Source organism: Myxococcales bacterium (assembly GCA_016706225.1).
Classification (GTDB): domain Bacteria; phylum Myxococcota_A; class Polyangia; order Polyangiales; family Polyangiaceae; genus JADJKB01.
Window position 1 is genome coordinate 158815 of sequence record JADJKB010000003.1, and the last position, 17895, is coordinate 176709.

General features: G+C 67.2%; 14 protein-coding genes and 1 tRNA gene. 7 read left to right on the forward strand and 8 right to left on the reverse strand.

The window, feature by feature from the left end:
* The first annotated feature begins 40 nt into the window (after positions 1 to 40).
* The 3 genes from IPI67_02610 to IPI67_02620 are packed head-to-tail and all read left to right on the forward strand — an operon-like array spanning position 41 to position 3939.
* On the forward strand, positions 41 to 1609 hold the full coding sequence (locus IPI67_02610) for a hypothetical protein (GenBank protein MBK7579074.1): 1569 nt from the start codon (positions 41 to 43) through the stop codon (positions 1607 to 1609).
* 9 nt (positions 1610 to 1618) lie between these two features.
* Positions 1619 to 3022, forward strand: coding sequence for a hypothetical protein (locus tag IPI67_02615; GenBank protein ID MBK7579075.1), 1404 nt, complete (start codon positions 1619 to 1621; stop codon positions 3020 to 3022).
* The gene (locus IPI67_02620; protein ID MBK7579076.1) at positions 3019 to 3939 is read left to right on the forward strand and encodes an RluA family pseudouridine synthase; all 921 of its coding nucleotides are present in this window, start codon (positions 3019 to 3021) and stop codon (positions 3937 to 3939) included. Before IPI67_02615 ends, IPI67_02620 begins: the two co-directional genes overlap by 4 nt.
* On the opposite strand, the gene IPI67_02625 is transcribed toward IPI67_02620, so the two are convergent.
* From IPI67_02625 to dnaK, 4 genes are all read right to left on the reverse strand, one after another.
* Positions 3849 to 5642, reverse strand: a complete 1794-nt coding sequence (locus IPI67_02625; GenBank protein ID MBK7579077.1) for a hypothetical protein — start codon at positions 5640 to 5642, stop codon at positions 3849 to 3851. The two genes, IPI67_02620 and IPI67_02625, sit on opposite strands and share 91 nt — an antisense overlap.
* Before the next feature lie 88 nt (positions 5643 to 5730).
* A complete protein-coding gene (locus tag IPI67_02630) occupies positions 5731 to 7716 on the reverse strand; it encodes a hypothetical protein (GenBank protein MBK7579078.1) in 1986 nt (661 codons plus the stop codon).
* 128 nt (positions 7717 to 7844) lie between these two features.
* Positions 7845 to 9077 (reverse strand): NAD(P)/FAD-dependent oxidoreductase, encoded by a 1233-nt coding sequence (locus IPI67_02635; GenBank protein ID MBK7579079.1) that lies wholly within the window; start codon positions 9075 to 9077, stop codon positions 7845 to 7847.
* A gap of 92 nt (positions 9078 to 9169) precedes the next feature.
* Positions 9170 to 11089, reverse strand: coding sequence for a molecular chaperone DnaK (dnaK, locus tag IPI67_02640; GenBank protein MBK7579080.1), 1920 nt, complete (start codon positions 11087 to 11089; stop codon positions 9170 to 9172).
* 265 nt (positions 11090 to 11354) lie between these two features.
* Between dnaK and IPI67_02645 the strand changes: the two genes are divergently transcribed.
* A tRNA-Ala gene (locus IPI67_02645) sits at positions 11355 to 11427 on the forward strand.
* Between the two features lie 76 nt (positions 11428 to 11503).
* Here the strand turns inward: IPI67_02645 and IPI67_02650 are convergent.
* Positions 11504 to 12718, reverse strand: coding sequence for a S1 family peptidase (locus tag IPI67_02650; GenBank protein ID MBK7579081.1), 1215 nt, complete (start codon positions 12716 to 12718; stop codon positions 11504 to 11506).
* A gap of 219 nt (positions 12719 to 12937) precedes the next feature.
* On the opposite strand from IPI67_02650, the gene IPI67_02655 reads away from it, so the two are divergent.
* Positions 12938 to 13714 carry a hypothetical protein gene (locus tag IPI67_02655; protein ID MBK7579082.1) on the forward strand — a complete coding sequence of 259 codons (777 nt, stop codon included), beginning with the start codon at positions 12938 to 12940 and terminating at the stop codon, positions 13712 to 13714.
* Between the two features lie 27 nt (positions 13715 to 13741).
* Here the strand turns inward: IPI67_02655 and IPI67_02660 are convergent, their stop codons facing one another.
* Positions 13742 to 14602: an SUMF1/EgtB/PvdO family nonheme iron enzyme gene (locus IPI67_02660; protein MBK7579083.1), complete on the reverse strand. Its 861-nt coding sequence runs from the start codon at positions 14600 to 14602 to the stop codon at positions 13742 to 13744.
* Between the two features lie 115 nt (positions 14603 to 14717).
* On the opposite strand from IPI67_02660, the gene IPI67_02665 reads away from it, so the two are divergent.
* Positions 14718 to 15326 carry a protein-L-isoaspartate(D-aspartate) O-methyltransferase gene (locus IPI67_02665; protein ID MBK7579084.1) on the forward strand — a complete coding sequence of 203 codons (609 nt, stop codon included), beginning with the start codon at positions 14718 to 14720 and terminating at the stop codon, positions 15324 to 15326.
* Positions 15327 to 15370: 44 nt separating this feature from the next.
* On the opposite strand, the gene IPI67_02670 is transcribed toward IPI67_02665, so the two are convergent.
* Together IPI67_02670 and amrB are read right to left on the reverse strand one after the other, a co-directional pair.
* Complete coding sequence (locus tag IPI67_02670; GenBank protein ID MBK7579085.1) at positions 15371 to 15934, reverse strand: YqgE/AlgH family protein; 564 nt, start codon at positions 15932 to 15934, stop codon at positions 15371 to 15373.
* Between the two features lie 30 nt (positions 15935 to 15964).
* Complete coding sequence (amrB, locus tag IPI67_02675) at positions 15965 to 16789, reverse strand: AmmeMemoRadiSam system protein B (GenBank protein ID MBK7579086.1); 825 nt, start codon at positions 16787 to 16789, stop codon at positions 15965 to 15967.
* A 254-nt stretch (positions 16790 to 17043) separates the two neighbouring features.
* On the opposite strand from amrB, the gene IPI67_02680 reads away from it, so the two are divergent.
* Entirely contained in the window at positions 17044 to 17892 is an 849-nt protein-coding gene (locus IPI67_02680) for an MBL fold metallo-hydrolase (GenBank protein ID MBK7579087.1), read from the forward strand.
* Positions 17893 to 17895 lie beyond the last annotated feature (3 nt).

The following is a 17895-nucleotide window of genomic DNA, read 5'->3' on the forward strand; positions in this document are numbered from 1 at the left end:
TTCGGCCCCACACCGCTAGCGTCCGCTACGGGCGACGTCGATGAGTCTTCGTAGGGTCAATCTCGACGCGATGCGGCTGGGAACTGGGGTCGCCATCGCTGTCTTTCTGGTCAGCGCGACCAATCCAGCACGGGCGGACGAGCCGCGCAAAGTCACGGAACCCTCGGTGCTGCGCGAGCCGGCCGAGGTAACGCAGGTCGTGGACGCCTTCGACGAAGACGATCCTTTCGATCTGCACCTGTCGCTCGGCTTTCAGCAAACCTGGAAGAGCGCCAAGATCCGGCGCGAGAGCGCGGTGAGCCAACCGGGGCTGACGACTGGCGGGTTCACCTCCGACGACATGAACGTCGCCGGCTACAGCGAGACGACGAGCCGCCTGAACACGCGCGCGGCAATTGGTGTCTACAAGGACATCCAGCTCGTCTTCCGGCTCCCCATCATCCTGTCCAACAAACGCAAGCTCGAAGGCCTCGAGGGCAGCGACAAGGTCCAACCGGTCGTGTTGGCCGGCGCACCGGGTGAGCAACTCTTCTCTCTCCCATTCGAGTCACCGACCCGCAGTGGTATCGAGTACCTGGCGGTCGGCATGGACTTCGGGCTGATGAATCAGTTCCGTGATCTGACCAAACCAACCTGGGTCATCGGCTTCGAGGGACGCTTCAGCGTCTCCGAACCCATGCACGCCTGCAGCAACTCGACCGCTGGTCTGAACCAGCCGGGGCCGCAGAAGAAGTGTGCACACCCGTCGGACATCAACCGCAACGGCCTGAAGGACGTGATCGACCCCGCCACGGGTGACCCGCTCGAAGGGGAAAACCTAGGTGAGCGAGAGCCAGGCGTTAGCCGCGGGACCACCGGTCTCGAGCTCCACACCTTCCTGTCGAAGCGCATCAAGTACATCGAGCCTTACGGCGGATTTCGCGCCCTGTTCGAGTTCCAGAACGACAGCAGCGACTACGGCTCCACGGACCTCAAGGGCTCCCTGGTCAACCACCCGCCGCTGGCCGGCTCGCTCATCATGGGGTTGAACGTGATCCCCTGGGAGATCCGTGACCAGTATCAGCGGGTAACGATCGATTTCCGGTTCACCGGCACCTACCGCTCCGAGGGCCGCGACTACTCCGAGCTCTTCGACGCCATCGGCTCGAGCGACGCGCCCAGCGTGCGCGCGCCTGCTTACGCATCCTACCGCGAGAACCCGGCCTTCGACGCCACGCAACCCGATGGCCCCAACAACCCTCGCTCCGTGGTCGACCCGAACTCACAGAAGGTCTACACGACCGGCCTCACCGACGTGCAGCAGCACGGCACGTACATGTTCAGTACCGAGGTGACGTGGCAGGCCGGGGAGTACGTGAAGTTCACCCTCGGCGGCGGCTACACACTCGTTCAGAGCCACCTCATCACCTTCGATCAGGCTTGTAACCCGGATTTCTCGGACGACGTGACCAAGTCGGGGCCGTGCAAGAACACGACGGCTTCGGGTTACTCGGCCACGGGTATTCCGAACCCCAACTACCGACCGGTGATCAACACGCCGGGACGCCGTTTCAAGGTCGACGATTCCCACGCCTTCGACGCCTGGCTGAACGCGACCGTAATGTTCTGAGGGGCCGGCATGGCCCTCGACCGACTGGCCCTTCGGACCGCAGCGCTTGGTTTGGTCCTGGCCAGCTGGTCGGCCCCCGCGCTTGCCGATCAGGAAGACGTCGTGCTCCTGCCGACGGTGATCCCCGTCGCTCAGTCACCGAACGAGCTGCCGGAGCTCCGACGCCCCGACGCGGAAGACGCCTCGGCGCTGGCCCGTTGGGCCCGTCAGCTCGACGCCATCGTGACCGAGGCCGTGCAGGACCTGGGGCTGCGCCTGGACGTTTCCAGCCGCAGCACGCAGTCGGCGAGCGTCATGTCGGAGGACGCACTCGTCACTCGGGCCGCAACTTCGTGGGTCATCTCACCCCGACTGTCCCTCGACGGCGACCGCTTGCGCCTTCACATCATCGCGGTCGCCCCGGGCTCGAAGGTGCTCTTGGTTCGCACCGCCGAGCTCCCTCCCCGAGAGGTCGCCGTGCGGGCGTTGGTCATGACCCGCGACGTGGTGCAAGCCGGACGAGGCACACCGGAGGATCCTCACGCTCGCGAGGGAGGACCCGAGGCGCCGCCCCCGTCCAAGTTGATCATGCCAGCGCGCTCCGCCGGACGCGCCGTACTGGCATTGAACTCCGCGGCGTTCGGCGGCTACGTGGGGTTATCGCTGCAGCGTGCGAGTGGGTCCAGTGACGAACGCCTCACCTACCCATTGATCGCCCTCGGCACGGGCATTGGCCTCGGCGGCTCGATGATCGTCGCGGACGAGTGGGACGTCGGCCTTGGGGACGCGTGGTTTCTATCGGCCGGAGCATGGTGGCCACTGGCCTCGGGTTACTTGCTGGCGGACGGCTACGGCGTCTCGCCGGACGACGACCGCTTTGTCTACGGCCTGGTGGGAGCCGCCTCGGGCATGACCCTCGCGACCGTTGCCCTCACCTTCAAGGGCATGGGTGAGGGCGGAGCAACGCTCGCGCACTCGGGTGGCGCACTGGGGCTGACCTTTGGCGGCATGGCTCAGCTGGCCTTCGAAGGACGCACCGACAAAACCCCGACGCGCGGCATGGGCTACGGGGCAGGCGCTGGAGTGCTGGTCGCCGGGGCGCTGGCCACGCAGCTTCAGGTTGCGTCGAGCCGTGTGCTGCTCATCGACCTCGGCGTCGTGCTCGGCGGGCTGACGGGGGCGGCCGCCGCGAGCCCACTGGTTTTTGGCGAAGAAAAAACCCCCGCCAAGGACCGCGCGTGGCTGGGCAGCGTCGGCGCCGGCTTCGTCGCAGGCGGCGTGGTCGCGTATTTGATGACCGAACCCTCCGAACGCGCGGCAGAGGCTGCCGAGCCAACCTCGATGCTCCCCTATTTCGGCGTGGTCGCCGAGAGCGTCGCCCGTGACGGCCGTCGTGAACCGGTCTACGGTGGCGGCGTTCAGGGCATCTGGTGAGAACGCTCACGTTCACTGTGTCCGCGAGCGAAGCGGGCCAACGCCTCGACAAGCTCGTAGTGGCGCGTTCCGAGCTCGGCCGTCGCCGGGTGGCGGAGTTATTTGCCGCAGGCCAGGTGGTCGTGGGCGGGCGGCGCACGCCGAAGGGCGAGCCGGCGCGCGAAGGCGACGAGATCACCATCACCTTCGACTCTGACGATCGACCAAGCCCCGAGCCCGACGCGCGCCTTGCCGTACGGCTCGAGCGACCGGAGCTCGTGATCGTGGCGAAGCCGGCTGGGCAGCCCAGCGCGCCGCTTCGAGGCGAGAGCGGAACCCTCGCGGGAGCCGTGCTGGGACACTACCCGGAGACGGCGGACATTGGTCACTCACCCCGCGAGCCCGGACTTCTGCATCGCCTCGACACCCAGACCTCGGGCCTGGTCGTCGTCGCGCGCAGCGCGGACGCCTTCGACCGCCTCCACAACGCCCTTCGGTCGGGCAAGATGACGAAGCGCTACCTGGCCATCGTCAGCTCCGAAGGCCTGCAGGAGCAAGGCATCATCGACGCCCCGATCGCGCCGGACCGCAAGAACCCGAAGCGGGTCCTCGTCGCCGACGCACTGGCACACAAGACCGGCAAGAACCGGGCTCGACCCGCGTTGACCCAGTGGAAAGTGGTGCGAACGGAGGGTCCATGCGCGCTGCTCGAGGTCACCGTTTCGCGCGCGCTTCGCCATCAGATCCGCGCACACCTGGCCTCGATTGGGCGGCCCATCGCCGGCGACGCAACCTACGGCGGCCCCCCGGCTGCGGTGCTCGGCGAGCGCCACGCACTGCACGCGAGTTACATCGCTTGGGCGGGCGACGACACCATCGCGGGTTTCACCCTGGAAGAACCCTTGCCGGAAGACATGGCGAGCCTGATGGCGGGCTGAGCGGGCTTGCTGGCAGATTCGCCGCGGTCGGTCAGAGACGAGGCGACGGACCGGAGCAGCGACAGGCTCACCGCGCGTGTCGGCAACTTCGGCCGCAGCACGGCCGTGCGCTCCTCGGCCTTTCGCCCACGCGTCCAGGTTACCGTGCGCGGCAGCGCCCGATGGGCAGCCGAAGACTCGTTGGCTCGCACCATCACCCAAGGCAACGCCACGTTGCCCCCGAGCGCAGACTGATACTCGATCCCGAACTCGATGGCACCGAGACCGGACAGCGCGCGGCGGGGCATGACCAGCAGACGCAACTCGTCGGCCTCACTCTCACCTTCCGGAATGCGCGCCCAGGCTACGACCTTGAGCTGGGCATCTTCCCTCAGGCGCCTCGCCAGCCACGCAAGCAAGCGCGCGGGGCGTCGGGCGGCGTCAGGCGGCAGCTCCCCCGCTCGGCCGGTGCAGAAGATGGGCAAGAGGATCGCAGAGCCGAGGGCCAGCGAGATCCCGTGGTAGGGCGAGCGCAAGAACGTGAATACGGCGCCGGCCGCAAAAGCCAGAAACAGCAGCAGAAAACCCACAAAACCCGGCACCGTTCCGGCGTCGAGCCAGCGTCCAGGCAAACTCGGCTCCTGGACCTCGAACGCGTCTTCATCGCTGAGCGCCAGCCAGCGTCCCGGCCGACGCGGCAGCGGCAGCGCGCGCGGTGAAACGTGCGCGGAGAGTGCGATGCTGACCAGCAGACTAAAACCCGCGAGCGTCGGTTGGTCGGTACCAATCGCAATCGCAACCGCCGCCGCCAAGGAGCCGCCAGCGGCGACTGCGCGGGGCGCCGCGGGCACAGGCACGAGCGCGCGCGGCTCGGCGTTCTTGGCCTGACAGCCGCGCCGCACCATGCGCCATTTCGCGTACACCAATACCGAGTAACAGAGCGCCAGGAGCGCGAGCAGCCCGATGCCGAGAGCGCGCCGCTCAGGCACTGCTCGAAGCTCGGCGGGCGACGAGAGTGGCAACGGCGTCGCCTCGTCGTGACCGAACATGTCGAATGACTTGGGGCTCGCGAGCACGCGCCACACGACCGGCTCACCCTTGGCGACGTGCGGCCGCACGATCTCGAGCTCGTCCTTGTCCTCCGTACGCCGTAGGTTCGACAAGAAGATCCCGCCAGATTCTTCGTCGGCCTCTGGCAGACGTGGAGCTGTGGCGCCGGGCGGCAGGCGGAACACCACCTTTGCCGAATCGACACCGTCAGCCGCCCGCGGTGCCACCCAGCGCAGCTCGACCTGAGAGCCCTGCTGACGAATCAGCTTTCGCTCCGCCAACCGAGTCCGGTAGCTGAGCCTGAATACGTACTTGCCTCGACTCACTCCCTTGGAGTGGTCGACCTCCGCCCGCAGCGTCCCGTCTTCGCGCTTCTCGAGCAAGAGCGGGATCGGCTGGGTGCCTGTGGGCCCCGCGTCGGCGACCGTCACGGTGGCATCCGGCAGCGGCACCGCATCGGCGTCGACGCCATCGAGGTCGATCGAAGTCAGCGGTCCGCCCTTCACGCGAATCACGATTTCGTGCGTCACCGTGGCGCTGCCGTCGCGCTCGATGTCCAGGGTCACCGAGTGCGACTGGGTGGCCGTCTCGATCCAGGCCCGCGCCCACGCAGGCGAGAGAGCCGCCACCAGGAACAAGGCAGCCGCACACACATGTCGGCGAAGGGCGTACATTGTACGACCTGTGCTCACATGCCAGCGCCCTGCCGGCCAAGTTCTGTCAGCTACCCGGACCCTGCCTTGGTCGGCAAACCACGGATACTCAACGCTTTTTTGGCTTCGATAGGGCCTTGGGCTTGACCGGTCCGGGAGCCACCGGCGGGGCAATGCCCTCGGGCGCCATCACGGGCACCGGCTCCTTCTTCATCGCTGCCAGGAGCGGGGCGATCGCTGCAATGTCCTCGACGACCGCCCTCGGCACCCGCAGTGTCCAGAGCACGTTGGGGCCGGCCCCGGCCGATACGGTGGTCCACATGAGCACCGGGGTCTCACCGTGATGGGGCATCGCGTTCAACGCCTTCTTGATGTCGCTCGCGTCCGCGATGCTGTCGGCCGCGCTCTTCACCAGGTTGCCCGCAGTGAAGAAGCCGCCGGAGACCCCCCGCGCAGTCTTCAGCTGCCCAATGCCCTCGCGCGACGCGAGCGTTGCATCCCCCTTCTTGACCTCCGTGAGCTTCGTGTTGAGCAGCTTCTCGTCTGCCGATAGGCCGATCCACGTGCGATCGCCATCCGGCAGGACCGTGATCACGATTGACAGCGGCGGCACACGCGCGCCCTTCTCCGCACCATCGAGCTTGCCGAAAAACGCGCTGGTCAGCACCAGCTCGTAGGTGGTGGCCCCGCCCGCCAACCCCCGCGCCGGGCGCGCCGACAGCTTCGGCAGGTCCGTGCCCTTGACCTTCATCCGTTTGTCGAGGAGCTGACGAAGTTGCGCGTCGTTGTACAGCTTGACGACCTTGTCGAGGTAGCCCTTGTACTTGGCCGGTTTGTCGTCGATGCCGATCACGTACCAACCGAGCCGCGAGCGAATGCTGTCGCGGATCGCGAGCGCGCTCCCCGGCTTGCCCGGAGCCCCCGAGCCCATCAATTCGCTGTGGGCGTAGACGAAGTCGCCTTCCGCAGTCCACGTGTCGAGCAAGACGTCGCTGAGCTGGTCTCGGACCTTTCGTGGCACCTTCTCTTTTTCGAGTGCCCCGTCCATCAGCTCGGCCAGGGTCTTGCGGATCGCGTCGTAGCGCTTCGCATTCGCCCCGACTCCGAACGTGGCGAGCTCGCTGTCCTTCGGCAGCTTCCAGAACATCTCCGGCACGCCCTTGCTGCGTTTTGCTGCGTCCACCATGGTCTGGACGGTCCACGAGCTCTGGCCGCGGAATTTGAAGGCGGTGGTGGTTTCGAGCACGTTCCCGCTCTTGTCGAGCGCTGCTTCGATGCGGATTTGGTCGATGTCTTCGGCCAACGAGAGGACCTCGTCGGCGACGCCATGCACCGCGTCCGCCAGCGCGCGGTCGAAGCGCGGACTGTCCAGCGACATCTCGCTCAGCACGAACGGGGCCGCCATCGTCTTCAACTGCCGCAGATCTTTCGAGTAGCGTCGGCGGAGCGGGTCGGCGCGAAGCTCGATGTGCAGATCGGCCTTGCCCATGTTCTCGGTCGGAAGCCCTCGCGTCGCGTAGCCGAGGAGCGCGTCGATGTCCTCCTGCCGGTCGCCGCACACGAGTCGCGCGGGTGCCTTGCCGATGGACGCTGCCACGGCACACACAGGGCTCTTGCCTTTGGCGATCTGGTAGACGCCTGGACGCTGCATGCGGACCGATTGCCCCTGGCGCTTTGCGAACTCGACCGTGCCCTCCACCGACGACACCCCGATGGAGACCACCGCGAACGGCTGCGGGAAATTGCCGAGGCCCTTGTTGTCGAGCGCCACGGCAAACTCGACCGGCGCGTCGTAAACCAGGAGCGCCGCTGCTTCCGGCTTGTTCTTACTGACGAGCGCCCGAACGTCGATGGGGTACTTCGCCCAGGCAGCGACCGTGTCGATCACGGTGGCTGGGTTCGCCAGTCGACCGACGGCTATCAGATCCGCGGGCGCCGGCACCGGTGTGAGATCCGGTGACGGACTCGATGCAATACCCGGCGAGTCCGTCGTCGGCGCCGGCGGCGCGGGCGGTTTCGCGGGAGCTTGCGGGCCTCCACACGCGGTGAGAGTGAGGCAGCCGACCAGAAGCAGAGAGCGATGGGGTCCTGTCATGGCGGGGGGATTAATACACGCTCCTCCGGGCGCGGGAACTGCCGTATTGGGTCACTGCGCCGGCGCTGGGCCCCGCGCGCCGAAGCCTCCGAGCCAGCCGCAAAGTCAGCCGCTGCCCCGGGGAAATTTCAGTCGGACTCCTCGCCCGCCGACGCCGCCGGTGGCGCCGGGGTGCGCCCGATCAGGTAGCGCGCGGTGTGTACGACCGCACGACCGCCGGCACGAAGCAGCGCCGCCTTCGACCACGTCTTGCCTCCAAAGTGCTGGGCGCCGATGCGAATGAAGTCGGGGGAGTCGAGCAGGAACGCCTCGACGTTGGCGCGCGGAGGTCCATAAAACAGCGGGACTCCCAGCGTGCGCGTGATGAGGTCGCGTCCGATGGCGTTGCGGCGAATGGTCGACGGCCAGTCCTCGAAGGCGAAGTCGCGTCCGCGGATCCGCGAAGCCAGATACCGGGCTGCCGTCGCACCGTAGAAGATGGCCTGAGCGATCCCCTCTCCCGTGACCGGGTCGATACCGGCAGCCTCCCCGACCAAGAGCACGTGCGGGCGCGATGCAGGCAGGTGCGGGTCGAAGGCCAGCTCGGCGTAGCGCTTCTTCTTGAGCTTCGTGAGATCGATACCGCGGAGCGCGAGCTCGTCGGCGAGGACCGCGTTGATCTCCACCTCGGCCGGCTCGTCGGTTCGGCGCAGGAGATACACACCGCGCACGATCATCTCCCTGCCGTCGACCAGCGTCGGGAAGTCCCAGTAATAGCCGGGCAGTTCCCGGCGACTTGCGTCGAACAAGATCACGTCGCGGGGCAGATCCGACTCCACCGGCTCGGTGTCCACCTCGATGGCTTGTGCCCGGTATCGCGCGGCAGAGAGCCCCATCGCTCGGCGCACCACACTCTGGACACCGTCGGCGCCAATGACCACTCGGGCCTTGATGGGTCCCGCCGACGTCTCGAGCTCGTATCCCGACTGGACCCGCGACAGCGAGAGCACACGCACGCCCTCTTCGACCTGCACTCCGCGGCTCCGCGCCACCCTGACGAGCTCGTGGTCGAACTCGATGCGCCGCACGACTCGGCCGATCCCCGGCTCGCGCACCGTGGTCGTGTGACCCATCGCGCGAAACGCGATCCCGTCCAGCCACACACTCGGCACGTCCACACGGACGCCGATCGAGCCGAGCAGCTTGTCGGCCCGGGCCCCCACACCACCCGCGCAGAATTTCTCTCTCGGGAAGTGCTCTTTCTCCAGCACCAGGACGCGATCGGTGAGCTCCGGCGCCACGTGGGCCAGAAAGAGCGCGGTGGCCGACCCCGCCGGGCCGGCACCCACGATCAGGACTTCGACGTTTCTAGTGCGAGACAAGGGGCGGCGTCAGGGGTGGCGAGAGACCCGCCCCTAGATAGCACGAGGCCCGAGCTTGCCCGAGCCTCGTCGCCGTCCGGACCCGACAACCGTCAGTTCGTTTCCTCGAACTCCGCGTCGATCACGTCGCCCTTCTTCTTGCCGTCTCCACCGGGAGCAGGGCCACCGGCCGCGCCATCACCCGCCGGAGCACCCGCCCCACCAGCGCCGGCGCCCGCCGACTCGTAGAGCTTGCTGGCCATGGCGTAGGCCTCCTTCTCGAGGCGCCCGAGCACGTCCTGCACCTTCTCGTCGTCCTGTTTCTCGATCGCCCCGCGGCCTTCCTTGATCAGCCCCTCGAGACTGGAGACGTCGGTTCCCTGGAGTTTGTCCTTGTTCTCGCTGATCTGCTTCTCCAGCGTGTAACACAGGTTATCGAGCTTGTTACGCCGCTCGATCTCTTCGCGCCGGCGTTTGTCCTCGGCCTCGTGTTCGCCGGCCTCCTTCACCATGCGACCGATCTCATCGTCGCTGATCCCGCTGTTCGCGGTGATGGTGATGCGCTGATCTTTGCCGGTGGCCATGTCCTTGGCAGTAACCGCGAGAATCCCGTTCGCGTCGATGTCGAAGGTGACCTCGACCTTGGGAATGCCACGCGGGGCGGGCGGGAGACCTTCGAGGTGGAACTTGCCGAGAGTACGGTTGTAACGCGACTCGGCGCGCTCACCCTGGAGCACGTGGATCTCGACGCTGGTCTGACCGTCACTGGCGGTGGAGTAGACCTCCTTCTTCTGAGTCGGGATGGTCGTGTTGCGCGGAATCATCACCGTCATCACACCGCCCAGCGTCTCGACGCCGAGGCTGAGCGGGGTGACGTCGAGCAATACGACGTCCTGCACCTCGCCACCGAGAACCCCACCCTGAACCGCGGCACCGATTGCCACGACCTCGTCGGGGTTCACACCCTTGTGGGGATCTTTGCCGAAGAACTTCTTCACCGTCTCTTGGACCAGTGGAATGCGGGTCGACCCGCCGACGAGCACGATCTCGTTGATGTCGCTCGGCTTCTTCTTGGCGTCGTCGAGCGCCTTCTTGAGCGGCTCCATCGAGCGCTCGACGAGAGGCGCGATCATCTGCTCCAGCCGCGAACGATTGAGCTGCTTCTGCAGGTGCTTCGGGCCGCTGGCGTCGGCGGTGAGGAAGGGCAGGTTGATCGTGGTTTCCATCTTGTTGGACAGCTCGATCTTGGCCTGCTCCGCCGCGTCCTTGAGGCGCTGGATGACCATCTTGTCGGCCGCAATGTCGATCCCGGTGTCCTTGCGGAACTCGGCGATCAGCCACTCCATGATCAGGTGGTCGATGTCGTCGCCACCCAGATGGGTGTCACCGTTGGTCGCGATGACCTGCACCACGTTGTCGCCCACCTCGAGGATCGAGATGTCGAAGGTGCCGCCGCCGAAGTCGTAGACGGCGATGACCTCGTTGCGTTTGCTGTCCAGACCATAGGCGAGCGCGGCCGCCGTGGGTTCGTTGATGATCCGGCGCACCTCGAGGCCGGCAATCTTGCCGGCGTCCTTGGTCGCCTGCCGCTGGGCGTCGTTGAAGTACGCCGGAACGGTGATGACCGCCTCCGTCACCTTCTCGCCGAGGTAGTCCTCGGCCGCCTTCTTCAGCTTCTGCAAGACCTTGGCCGCAATCTCCGGCGGGGCCATCACCTTGCCGCGTGACTCGATGCCAACGTCGCCGTTCTTGCCGCTCACGACCTTGAACGGAACCCGCTTCATCTCCTGCGCGACCTCGTCGAAGCGTCGACCGATGAAGCGCTTGGCCGAGTACACCGTGTTCTCGGGGTTCGTCACGGCCTGACGCTTGGCGATGGTGCCGACGAGGATCTCCCCCTTCTCGTCGAAGGCCACGACCGAAGGAGTGAGGCGAGCCCCCTCTTCGTTGACGATGACCTTGGGCTCCTTGCCCTCCATCACAGCGACGACGCTGTTCGTCGTTCCGAGATCGATACCGATAATCTTGCCCATGACGCTGTGTTCTCCTGATGCTTTGCGGAGCCCGGCCGCGGTCGAACGGCGACCGGTTCCGGCGAGCCCTCGCGGACCCACGACAGACCGAGTTTTCGGCCGTGGGATGCGCGGCAAGATAACCACCAGGCTCCGGGGGTCAACGGTGGCGGTGGGGGGTGTGGCCCCTCCGCCGTTCCGGCGGCAGCGGCGCGTGACCCCGGCGGGCGGCGAAGGATTTGGTTGACAGGTCGGGCGCCGCGGATACCCTCGCGTTCCCCTTCCCGGGGCTGTAGCTCAGCTGGGAGAGCGCTGCGTTCGCAATGCAGAGGTCAGGGGTTCGATCCCCCTCAGCTCCACCGAGGAGACATTTGCGCCCGACCTGCCCGGTAGCACCGAGCAGGTCGCCTGGCAGAGGTCAGCAAGATTGCCTCATCACGCGCGCCGGCGGCGCAGCAGTGAGGCACAAGCACCCAGGAGCGCGAACACCCACGGCACCGGTTTCGCCGGGCCGCGCTCGCCGCCCAGGGAGCACCCGCCACTATCGCTGGAGCTCTCCGGGTTGCCGTTGGGTGCTGCGGCGGCAGCGCTGCACACTCCCAGCGAGTTGCACTCGAACCCGCCGGCACAGGGGTTGGCGGCGCTGCACTGGGCCGCGCAGGTCGCGCTCTCGACCGGACCTTCCGCGTAACACTGATAACCGGTCGGACAAGCCTGGCCCGCCCCACAGGATTGCCCCTGTGGGTTGCCGCCACTGGAACCGCCGGCGCCACCCGTGCCCGCAGGCGGCTGCTGTTCGGGGTCACTCTTGCCCGTCAGCGCCCAGAACGGCGGCTCGTAGCCACCTTGTGCGGCGGCATCCAGGGCCGTCTTGATGATGAAGTCGCTCCACGACGAGACCGAGCCGTAGATCGGAGTCGTGCAGCCCTGGCCGCCGCGCGACACGACACCGATGACCTTGCCCGCGGCATCGAGGGCGGGCCCGCCGGAGTCACCCTGGCAAATCCCGGTGTCGCCCAGGAATTCCGTGAACTCGATGCTCTGGCCGGGACACTCGCCCGCTCCACAGACCACGTTGAGCCCGCCCAGCACCATGCGTGTGCCGCCGCTCCAGCCGCCGTTGTCGTCCTGCTGCCCGTAACCCACGGCGGTGTACGGCTCACCGGCGGTCGCCGGGACGTCGATGCGCGGCACGCGCGGCGTCACGTCGACCTTCTCGGACAGGATGAGCAACGCAACGTCATAGCCGCAAGCACCCGTGCCGTCCTCCGGCACGCGGACCTCGGCACCCTTGAACCAGTTACCCTTCTGTGAGAGGGCCTGGTCCGTCGAGACGAAGAAGCCGGTTCCCGCGTAGGTCGCGCCGAACTGCGAGACACCGCACTGCACCGCGCCGTTCAGATCGGGCGTGAGCTTCGAGACACAATGGCGGGCGGTCAACACCAGATTGGGAGCGATCAGAGTGCCGCTACACATGCCGCCGTTCATGGCGAACATGCCCACGACGTTCACGTCGTCGAAGTCCGCTGCGCCGCCCTTGATGGCGTTCGCGCTCTGATTGGTGAGCGTACCGGGCTCCGGCTCCGGAGCGTTGGCACAACCCGAAAACACGAACACGAGGGCAGCGGAAGCAACGAGGGAACGTTTCATGGTGGACCCTTCCTGACCTCGACACGAGCCGGCGGAAGCATTGGCGCGCGCGGTCGAGGTCGGCGCGCCAAACGCCGTGGGGGCAGAGGTTTCTACGGCGGCGCTGCTCCCCCCGCCAGCGGAAACATACGAATATTCAGCCTTTACACCGGTGGTCCGTGCGCCCTAATTGGAAAGGAACAGCCCGGGTGCAAACCTTTCAGCCAGCATGGAACGAGCGTGGTCCCTGAAATCCACTTGACCCAGAACATCGACGCGCCCGAGAGCCGCGTCTGGCAGGCCGTGAGTCAGGCCCGCGGACTCATGGGCTGGCAGGCGGATCGTGTCACGGGATCGATGGAGCGCGGCGCAACCGTGTCCATGGCGTGGCCGGCTCTCGGAGTATCGCTGGAGCTCGACGTGATGGAGGTGGTGGACCGCGCGCGCGTGGTCTTGGCCAGTGGTTCGACACGCGTGGAGATCTCGCTGCGTCCGGGTCGCGTGGAGCTCACACATAGCGGCGTCGGGGAGGGTGACGAGCGGGAAGGCGTCGCATCGTCATGGCGGTTGTCGCTGGGGCTGCTCGCGCATTTCTGCGAAGCGCACGGCGACGTGGAGCGCACCGTTCGTTGGTTGATCCGCCCCGCACGCACCACACCCGAGACGGCGCACGTGTTCTTCACCGACCCAGTGGCACTTTCGACCTGGCTGGGAGATGGTGCAATGATTGGACGCGCCGGGAGCGACTACGCGCTGGACCTCGGCGGAGGTGAGCGCCTGAGCGGTCGTGTCTTGGCCAACACGCCGGGACGCGACGTTGCGCTGAGCTGGAGCGAGGACAACGACTCGGCGCTCGTGTTGCGAACCCTTCCGCGCCCGACCGAGCCCGAAGAGCGGCTGATCGTACTCTCGTGGTCGCGCTGGGGTGGTGTCGTCCCCGGACAGCGTCGCCTGGAGCTGCTCGACGCCGCCCACCACCGCCTTTCCCGTGCGCTCGACTCGCAGTCCTCGGCTTGAGCGAAACTTCGACCGGGTCCAGCGGTCTCAGCCCGGATCGCGGCAGCAGCGTGTGCCCGTCGAATAGTCGTAATAAGCCGGGGCATGGCCGCTGATCTTGGCGTCACAGCCCTTGCTGGTGGAGCGGGCGTAGAACCCACCCACGAACACGCCGCTCGGGTCATCGATCCACTCGTCGAGGTTGCCCACCATGTCGTAGAGCGCACCGTCGTCCCAGGCGCTCGTGCACCCCGCACTCGCACCGGTCAGGTGGAGGAGCGGGTCCGTGCCGGCCTCGACGACCAGGTTGAGCCGCGGGTCGTTGAGGCCCATCGATGCGTTGTCGTGTAGCACCTGCGCTGGGTGCACGTTGCGGTGGATGTTACAGCGACCGGGCGCGTAGTGAGCGCCGTACGGAAACTTCGTCGCCGCGCGGCCCTTGCAGGCGCTGACCCACTCATCTTCGGTGCACAGGCGCTTGTGCGCGAGCGAGCAGGCGCTCTTGGCGACGTGATAGGTCAAGTACCCGTGCGGCACGACGCCCGGCCGAGACACCGCCCGCGCTTCGAAGGCGGAACCGAGCTGGGCCTCCGGAAGCTCGGGCAGCGGCATGGCGCGGGCTCCCGGATCACCCGTGCGTTCGCGCTCGATGAGCCACACCTCCCGCACGCGGGCGAGGGCCTTGGGCTGCGCCGGGTAGTAGGGGGAGAGCGGCCGCTCAGTCTTGGCATCGACGAGCGACGCCTCCCAGCGGTCGATGCAGAAGCTTCCGGCCCGGAGCATCTCGGGCGGACACGCGTTAGCGCGCGGCGGTCCGGTTCGCGGGCGAGCGTCGGCGCGCGGTGTCGGCGCCAGACTGAGCGCCGCGACCCCGAGCGCGAACAGTGCGGCCGCCGGAATCCTGCGCATGACCGGCTCAAGTTGGCACGATGCATCCGACGCCGGCAACGGTTTGCACGAGGTCGGGCGCCGGGGCAGTGTCAGCGGCGTGAGTCAGGAGCCGGAACCCAGCGCACTGTCAGGCATGCTGCGCGCCATTTCGGCGGCAGCAGCCCCGCGCGATCCCCGCGTGCTCGACGCATTCCGTCGCATCCCGCGCCACGAGTTCGTACCCGATTCCCTGCGCTCCAGCGCCTACGAAGACCGCGCGCTCCCCATCGGCGACGACCAGACCATCAGCCAGCCGTCGATGATCGCAATCATGCTCGAGGCGCTCGAGTGTGAGCCGCACTCACGTGTGCTCGAGGTAGGCGCCGGGTCCGGCTACGCCGCCGCGCTGCTCTCGTGTCTAGCGGAGCATGTCGACGCCATCGAGATCCGCCCTGACCTCGCCGCCCGCGCCCGCGAAACCCTGCAACGCATCGGGATCGAAAACGTGAGTGTACACGTTGGCGACGGCAGCCTGGGGCTGCCCGATCGGGCGCCGTTCGATCGCATCCTGGTATCGGCCGCGCCGAGCCGAATCCCGCCAGCTCTGCTGGCACAGCTCGCGCCGAACGGGCGGATCGCAATCCCGGTGGGTGATCTCCGGAGGCAGACCCTGGTGATCGGTCGTCGAGTGGGCGACGGTCCGATCGAGCTCACCGAGAACATCGGCTGCGTGTTCGTACCGCTGGTCGAAGCGACCAGCTGACGTTCGAGAGACGACTCGGCCAAGCCAGCCGCTCGCTCGAGCCTTCACGCCTTGCCGACGGTGCGCGTCGTGAAGGACATCGGGGTGGCTCCAATCCTACGGTAAGCGTCCGCCCACACCTCGTCGCTGGCAACGTCGAAGACGACAGCGGGATGCACGTCCGTGGGCAGCCACGCTCCGGCGCGGATCTCGTTCTCCAGCTGGTCTGGCGCCCAGCCTGCGTAGCCGAGGAGTCCCACGAGGCTGCGCGGCGAGTTTCCTTTTGCCACCTCCTCGAGTGCGCTCTTGGAGGCACACGCAGTGATGCCCGGGCCGACGTCGAACTGCCCTTCCATGTCGGCGAAGCGCTCTTCGGTCCGGTAGAGGAGCCAGACCTGCTCGCGCGCGACGGGTCCTCCGACCCGCACCAGACCCGGCACGTCGATCGGATGCTCGGTGATATCGGTGCGCATGAGCAGCTCGGGCACGGTCATCACCTCTCGACCGTTCACGACCCAGCCAAAAGCTCCGTCGGGACCGTGGGCAGCCAGCAAGACCACCGAGCGGTCGAAATTCGGGTCGCCCAGGGGTGGCGCGGCCACGAGTAGACCAGGGGCGAGGACGGACATCGGCTCAGCGTCTCCCAACTCACTTCGAAGCTAGCGCACTACGACGCCGGCGTAGCCGACGACCTCGCTCAGGTCCCCGGAAACCTCACCGGAGTTGCCGTAACACACCAGTTCGGCGGAGCTCGCGCCGAGCTCCCGTGCAGCCCAGAGGCCGACCGCCGTCGGCACGTAACCACACATCGAGAGGTCCTCGCGCTCGACCAGCGCGTGCAGCCCGTCGGGGTCGAGCTGAAGCACGCGCTCGAGGGCCAGCATGTCGAGGCGCCGTGCTGTGTCCGCTGGCAGGTAGTGCGACATGTCACTGCTCGCCACGAGCAGCACCGACTCTCCACTCGCCCGCTCTCGCTCGCGCAGCGCGCGCGCAATGCCGACGCCGACGTCTCGGCACTCCGGTGCGCTCAGCCGACCGAGACAAACCGGTACCACCATCACGTCGCGCCGACGCGCTCGCAAGAACGGCAACTGCACCTCGACCGCGTGCTCCCGGAGGTGCGCGAGGGTGTCGGGGTGGAGCGCCGCGTGGTCGGCGATCGACGCCGCGAGCTCGGCATCGACCTTTAGGGAAAATCCTGGGAATGACCACGCCCCACCTGACCACAGAGAGCGCCGATCTCCTTGGCCAGTGTGATTCGGACACAGCACGACGGCGGTCGCCGGCACGAGCACGCGCGCGTAGGTCGCCCCGGCAATCGCGCCGCTGTACACGTAACCCGCGTGCGGGGCCATCAGCATGCGCGCCTCGACCGGCTCGACCTCGGGAGCAGCGAGGCTCTTCTGCACGATGTCTTCGAGCCGTTCGGGATCGTTCGGATAGAAACGACCAGCGACCGCCGGCTGACGAACCGATGGCGTCATCTCGGGCTCGAGCATAGTGGGCCCCGGTAGCGCCTGCCACACGGCGGGTCCAAGCGTCGAAAAGGCGGCTCGCGCTCCGCACGCTCGGAGTGCGGCAAAGCTCGCGGGCCGGCGCGGCCGACCCACGCAGGCCGCGCTTCGGGCCGCGCCTTGGACGGCAAAATCCCGGTCTCTGCTCGGGTCGAAGCGAACACACCTGTGTCTGGCGCGGTGACAGTCGCAAGTTAACGCGCGGTCATATACAGTCCGGTCCGATGCGGGTGACCTTCTACGGGGTTCGGGGCTCGGTGCCGGCGCCCGGACCGACCACGGCGCGCTACGGCGGCAACACCTCGTGCGTCGAAGTGGTCATCGGGGACGGCACCACGCTGGTCCTGGACGCCGGCACGGGACTGCGGGCGCTCGGTACCAAGCTGCTCGAGACCGGACGCCACGAGGCCGTGCACCTGCTCCTCTCACACACCCACTGGGATCACGTGCTCGGCCTGCCCTTCTTTGCCCCACTCTGGCGCAAGGACTCGAAGATTGCCGTCTACCCGCTGCCGACGGACGCGCAGGAGCGCTTTCAACGCACCATCTTCGACGACATCCACTTTCCGGTGAGCGTCAACGACATCCCGGCCAAGGTGGAGTTCATCAAACCCGAGCAAGAACCATGGCGCATTGGCTCGGCACGCGTGCGGCGCATCGCCCTGAATCACCCGGGCAACTCCCAGGGCTTCCGTATCGACGACGACGGGGGAGCGTCGGTCGTCTACCTGACTGACAACGAGCTCATCCGCGGCGAAGCGGGCGAAGCCGCCCTCGAGGCGCTCGCGCGCTTCTCGGAGAACGCCGACCTCGTGATCCACGACTCGCAGTACCTCGACTCGGACATGCCGGATAAATACGGCTGGGGACACTCCGTCATCGACGACGTGCTGACGCTAGGTGTCCGCGCCGAGGCCCGCCGGTTGGCGCTCTTTCACCACGACCCAAGCCGCACGGACGACGACCTGGACGCGATCAAGGCGCGCTCCGCCGCATGGCTGGCCCAACACGGCCCCGAGACCGAGGTCTGCGTCGCAATCGAAGGCCAGACCGTCGACTTGGCCAAGAGCTGAGCG

What these genes read in the sequence shown, in the direction of transcription:
- IPI67_02610 (MBK7579074.1), top strand. Translation starts at nt 41, where the DNA reads ATGAGTCTTCGTAGGGTCAATCTCGACGCGATGCGGCTGGGAACTGGG.
- IPI67_02615 (MBK7579075.1), top strand. Translation starts at nt 1,619, where the DNA reads ATGGCCCTCGACCGACTGGCCCTTCGGACCGCAGCGCTTGGTTTGGTC.
- IPI67_02625 (MBK7579077.1), bottom strand. Translation starts at nt 5,642, where the DNA reads ATGTACGCCCTTCGCCGACATGTGTGTGCGGCTGCCTTGTTCCTGGTG.
- IPI67_02630 (MBK7579078.1), bottom strand. Translation starts at nt 7,716, where the DNA reads ATGACAGGACCCCATCGCTCTCTGCTTCTGGTCGGCTGCCTCACTCTC.
- dnaK (MBK7579080.1), bottom strand. Translation starts at nt 11,089, where the DNA reads ATGGGCAAGATTATCGGTATCGATCTCGGAACGACGAACAGCGTCGTC.
- IPI67_02650 (MBK7579081.1), bottom strand. Translation starts at nt 12,718, where the DNA reads ATGAAACGTTCCCTCGTTGCTTCCGCTGCCCTCGTGTTCGTGTTTTCG.
- IPI67_02660 (MBK7579083.1), bottom strand. Translation starts at nt 14,602, where the DNA reads ATGCGCAGGATTCCGGCGGCCGCACTGTTCGCGCTCGGGGTCGCGGCG.
- IPI67_02665 (MBK7579084.1), top strand. Translation starts at nt 14,718, where the DNA reads ATGCTGCGCGCCATTTCGGCGGCAGCAGCCCCGCGCGATCCCCGCGTG.
- IPI67_02670 (MBK7579085.1), bottom strand. Translation starts at nt 15,934, where the DNA reads ATGTCCGTCCTCGCCCCTGGTCTACTCGTGGCCGCGCCACCCCTGGGC.
- amrB (MBK7579086.1), bottom strand. Translation starts at nt 16,789, where the DNA reads ATGACGCCATCGGTTCGTCAGCCGGCGGTCGCTGGTCGTTTCTATCCG.
- IPI67_02680 (MBK7579087.1), top strand. Translation starts at nt 17,044, where the DNA reads ATGCGGGTGACCTTCTACGGGGTTCGGGGCTCGGTGCCGGCGCCCGGA.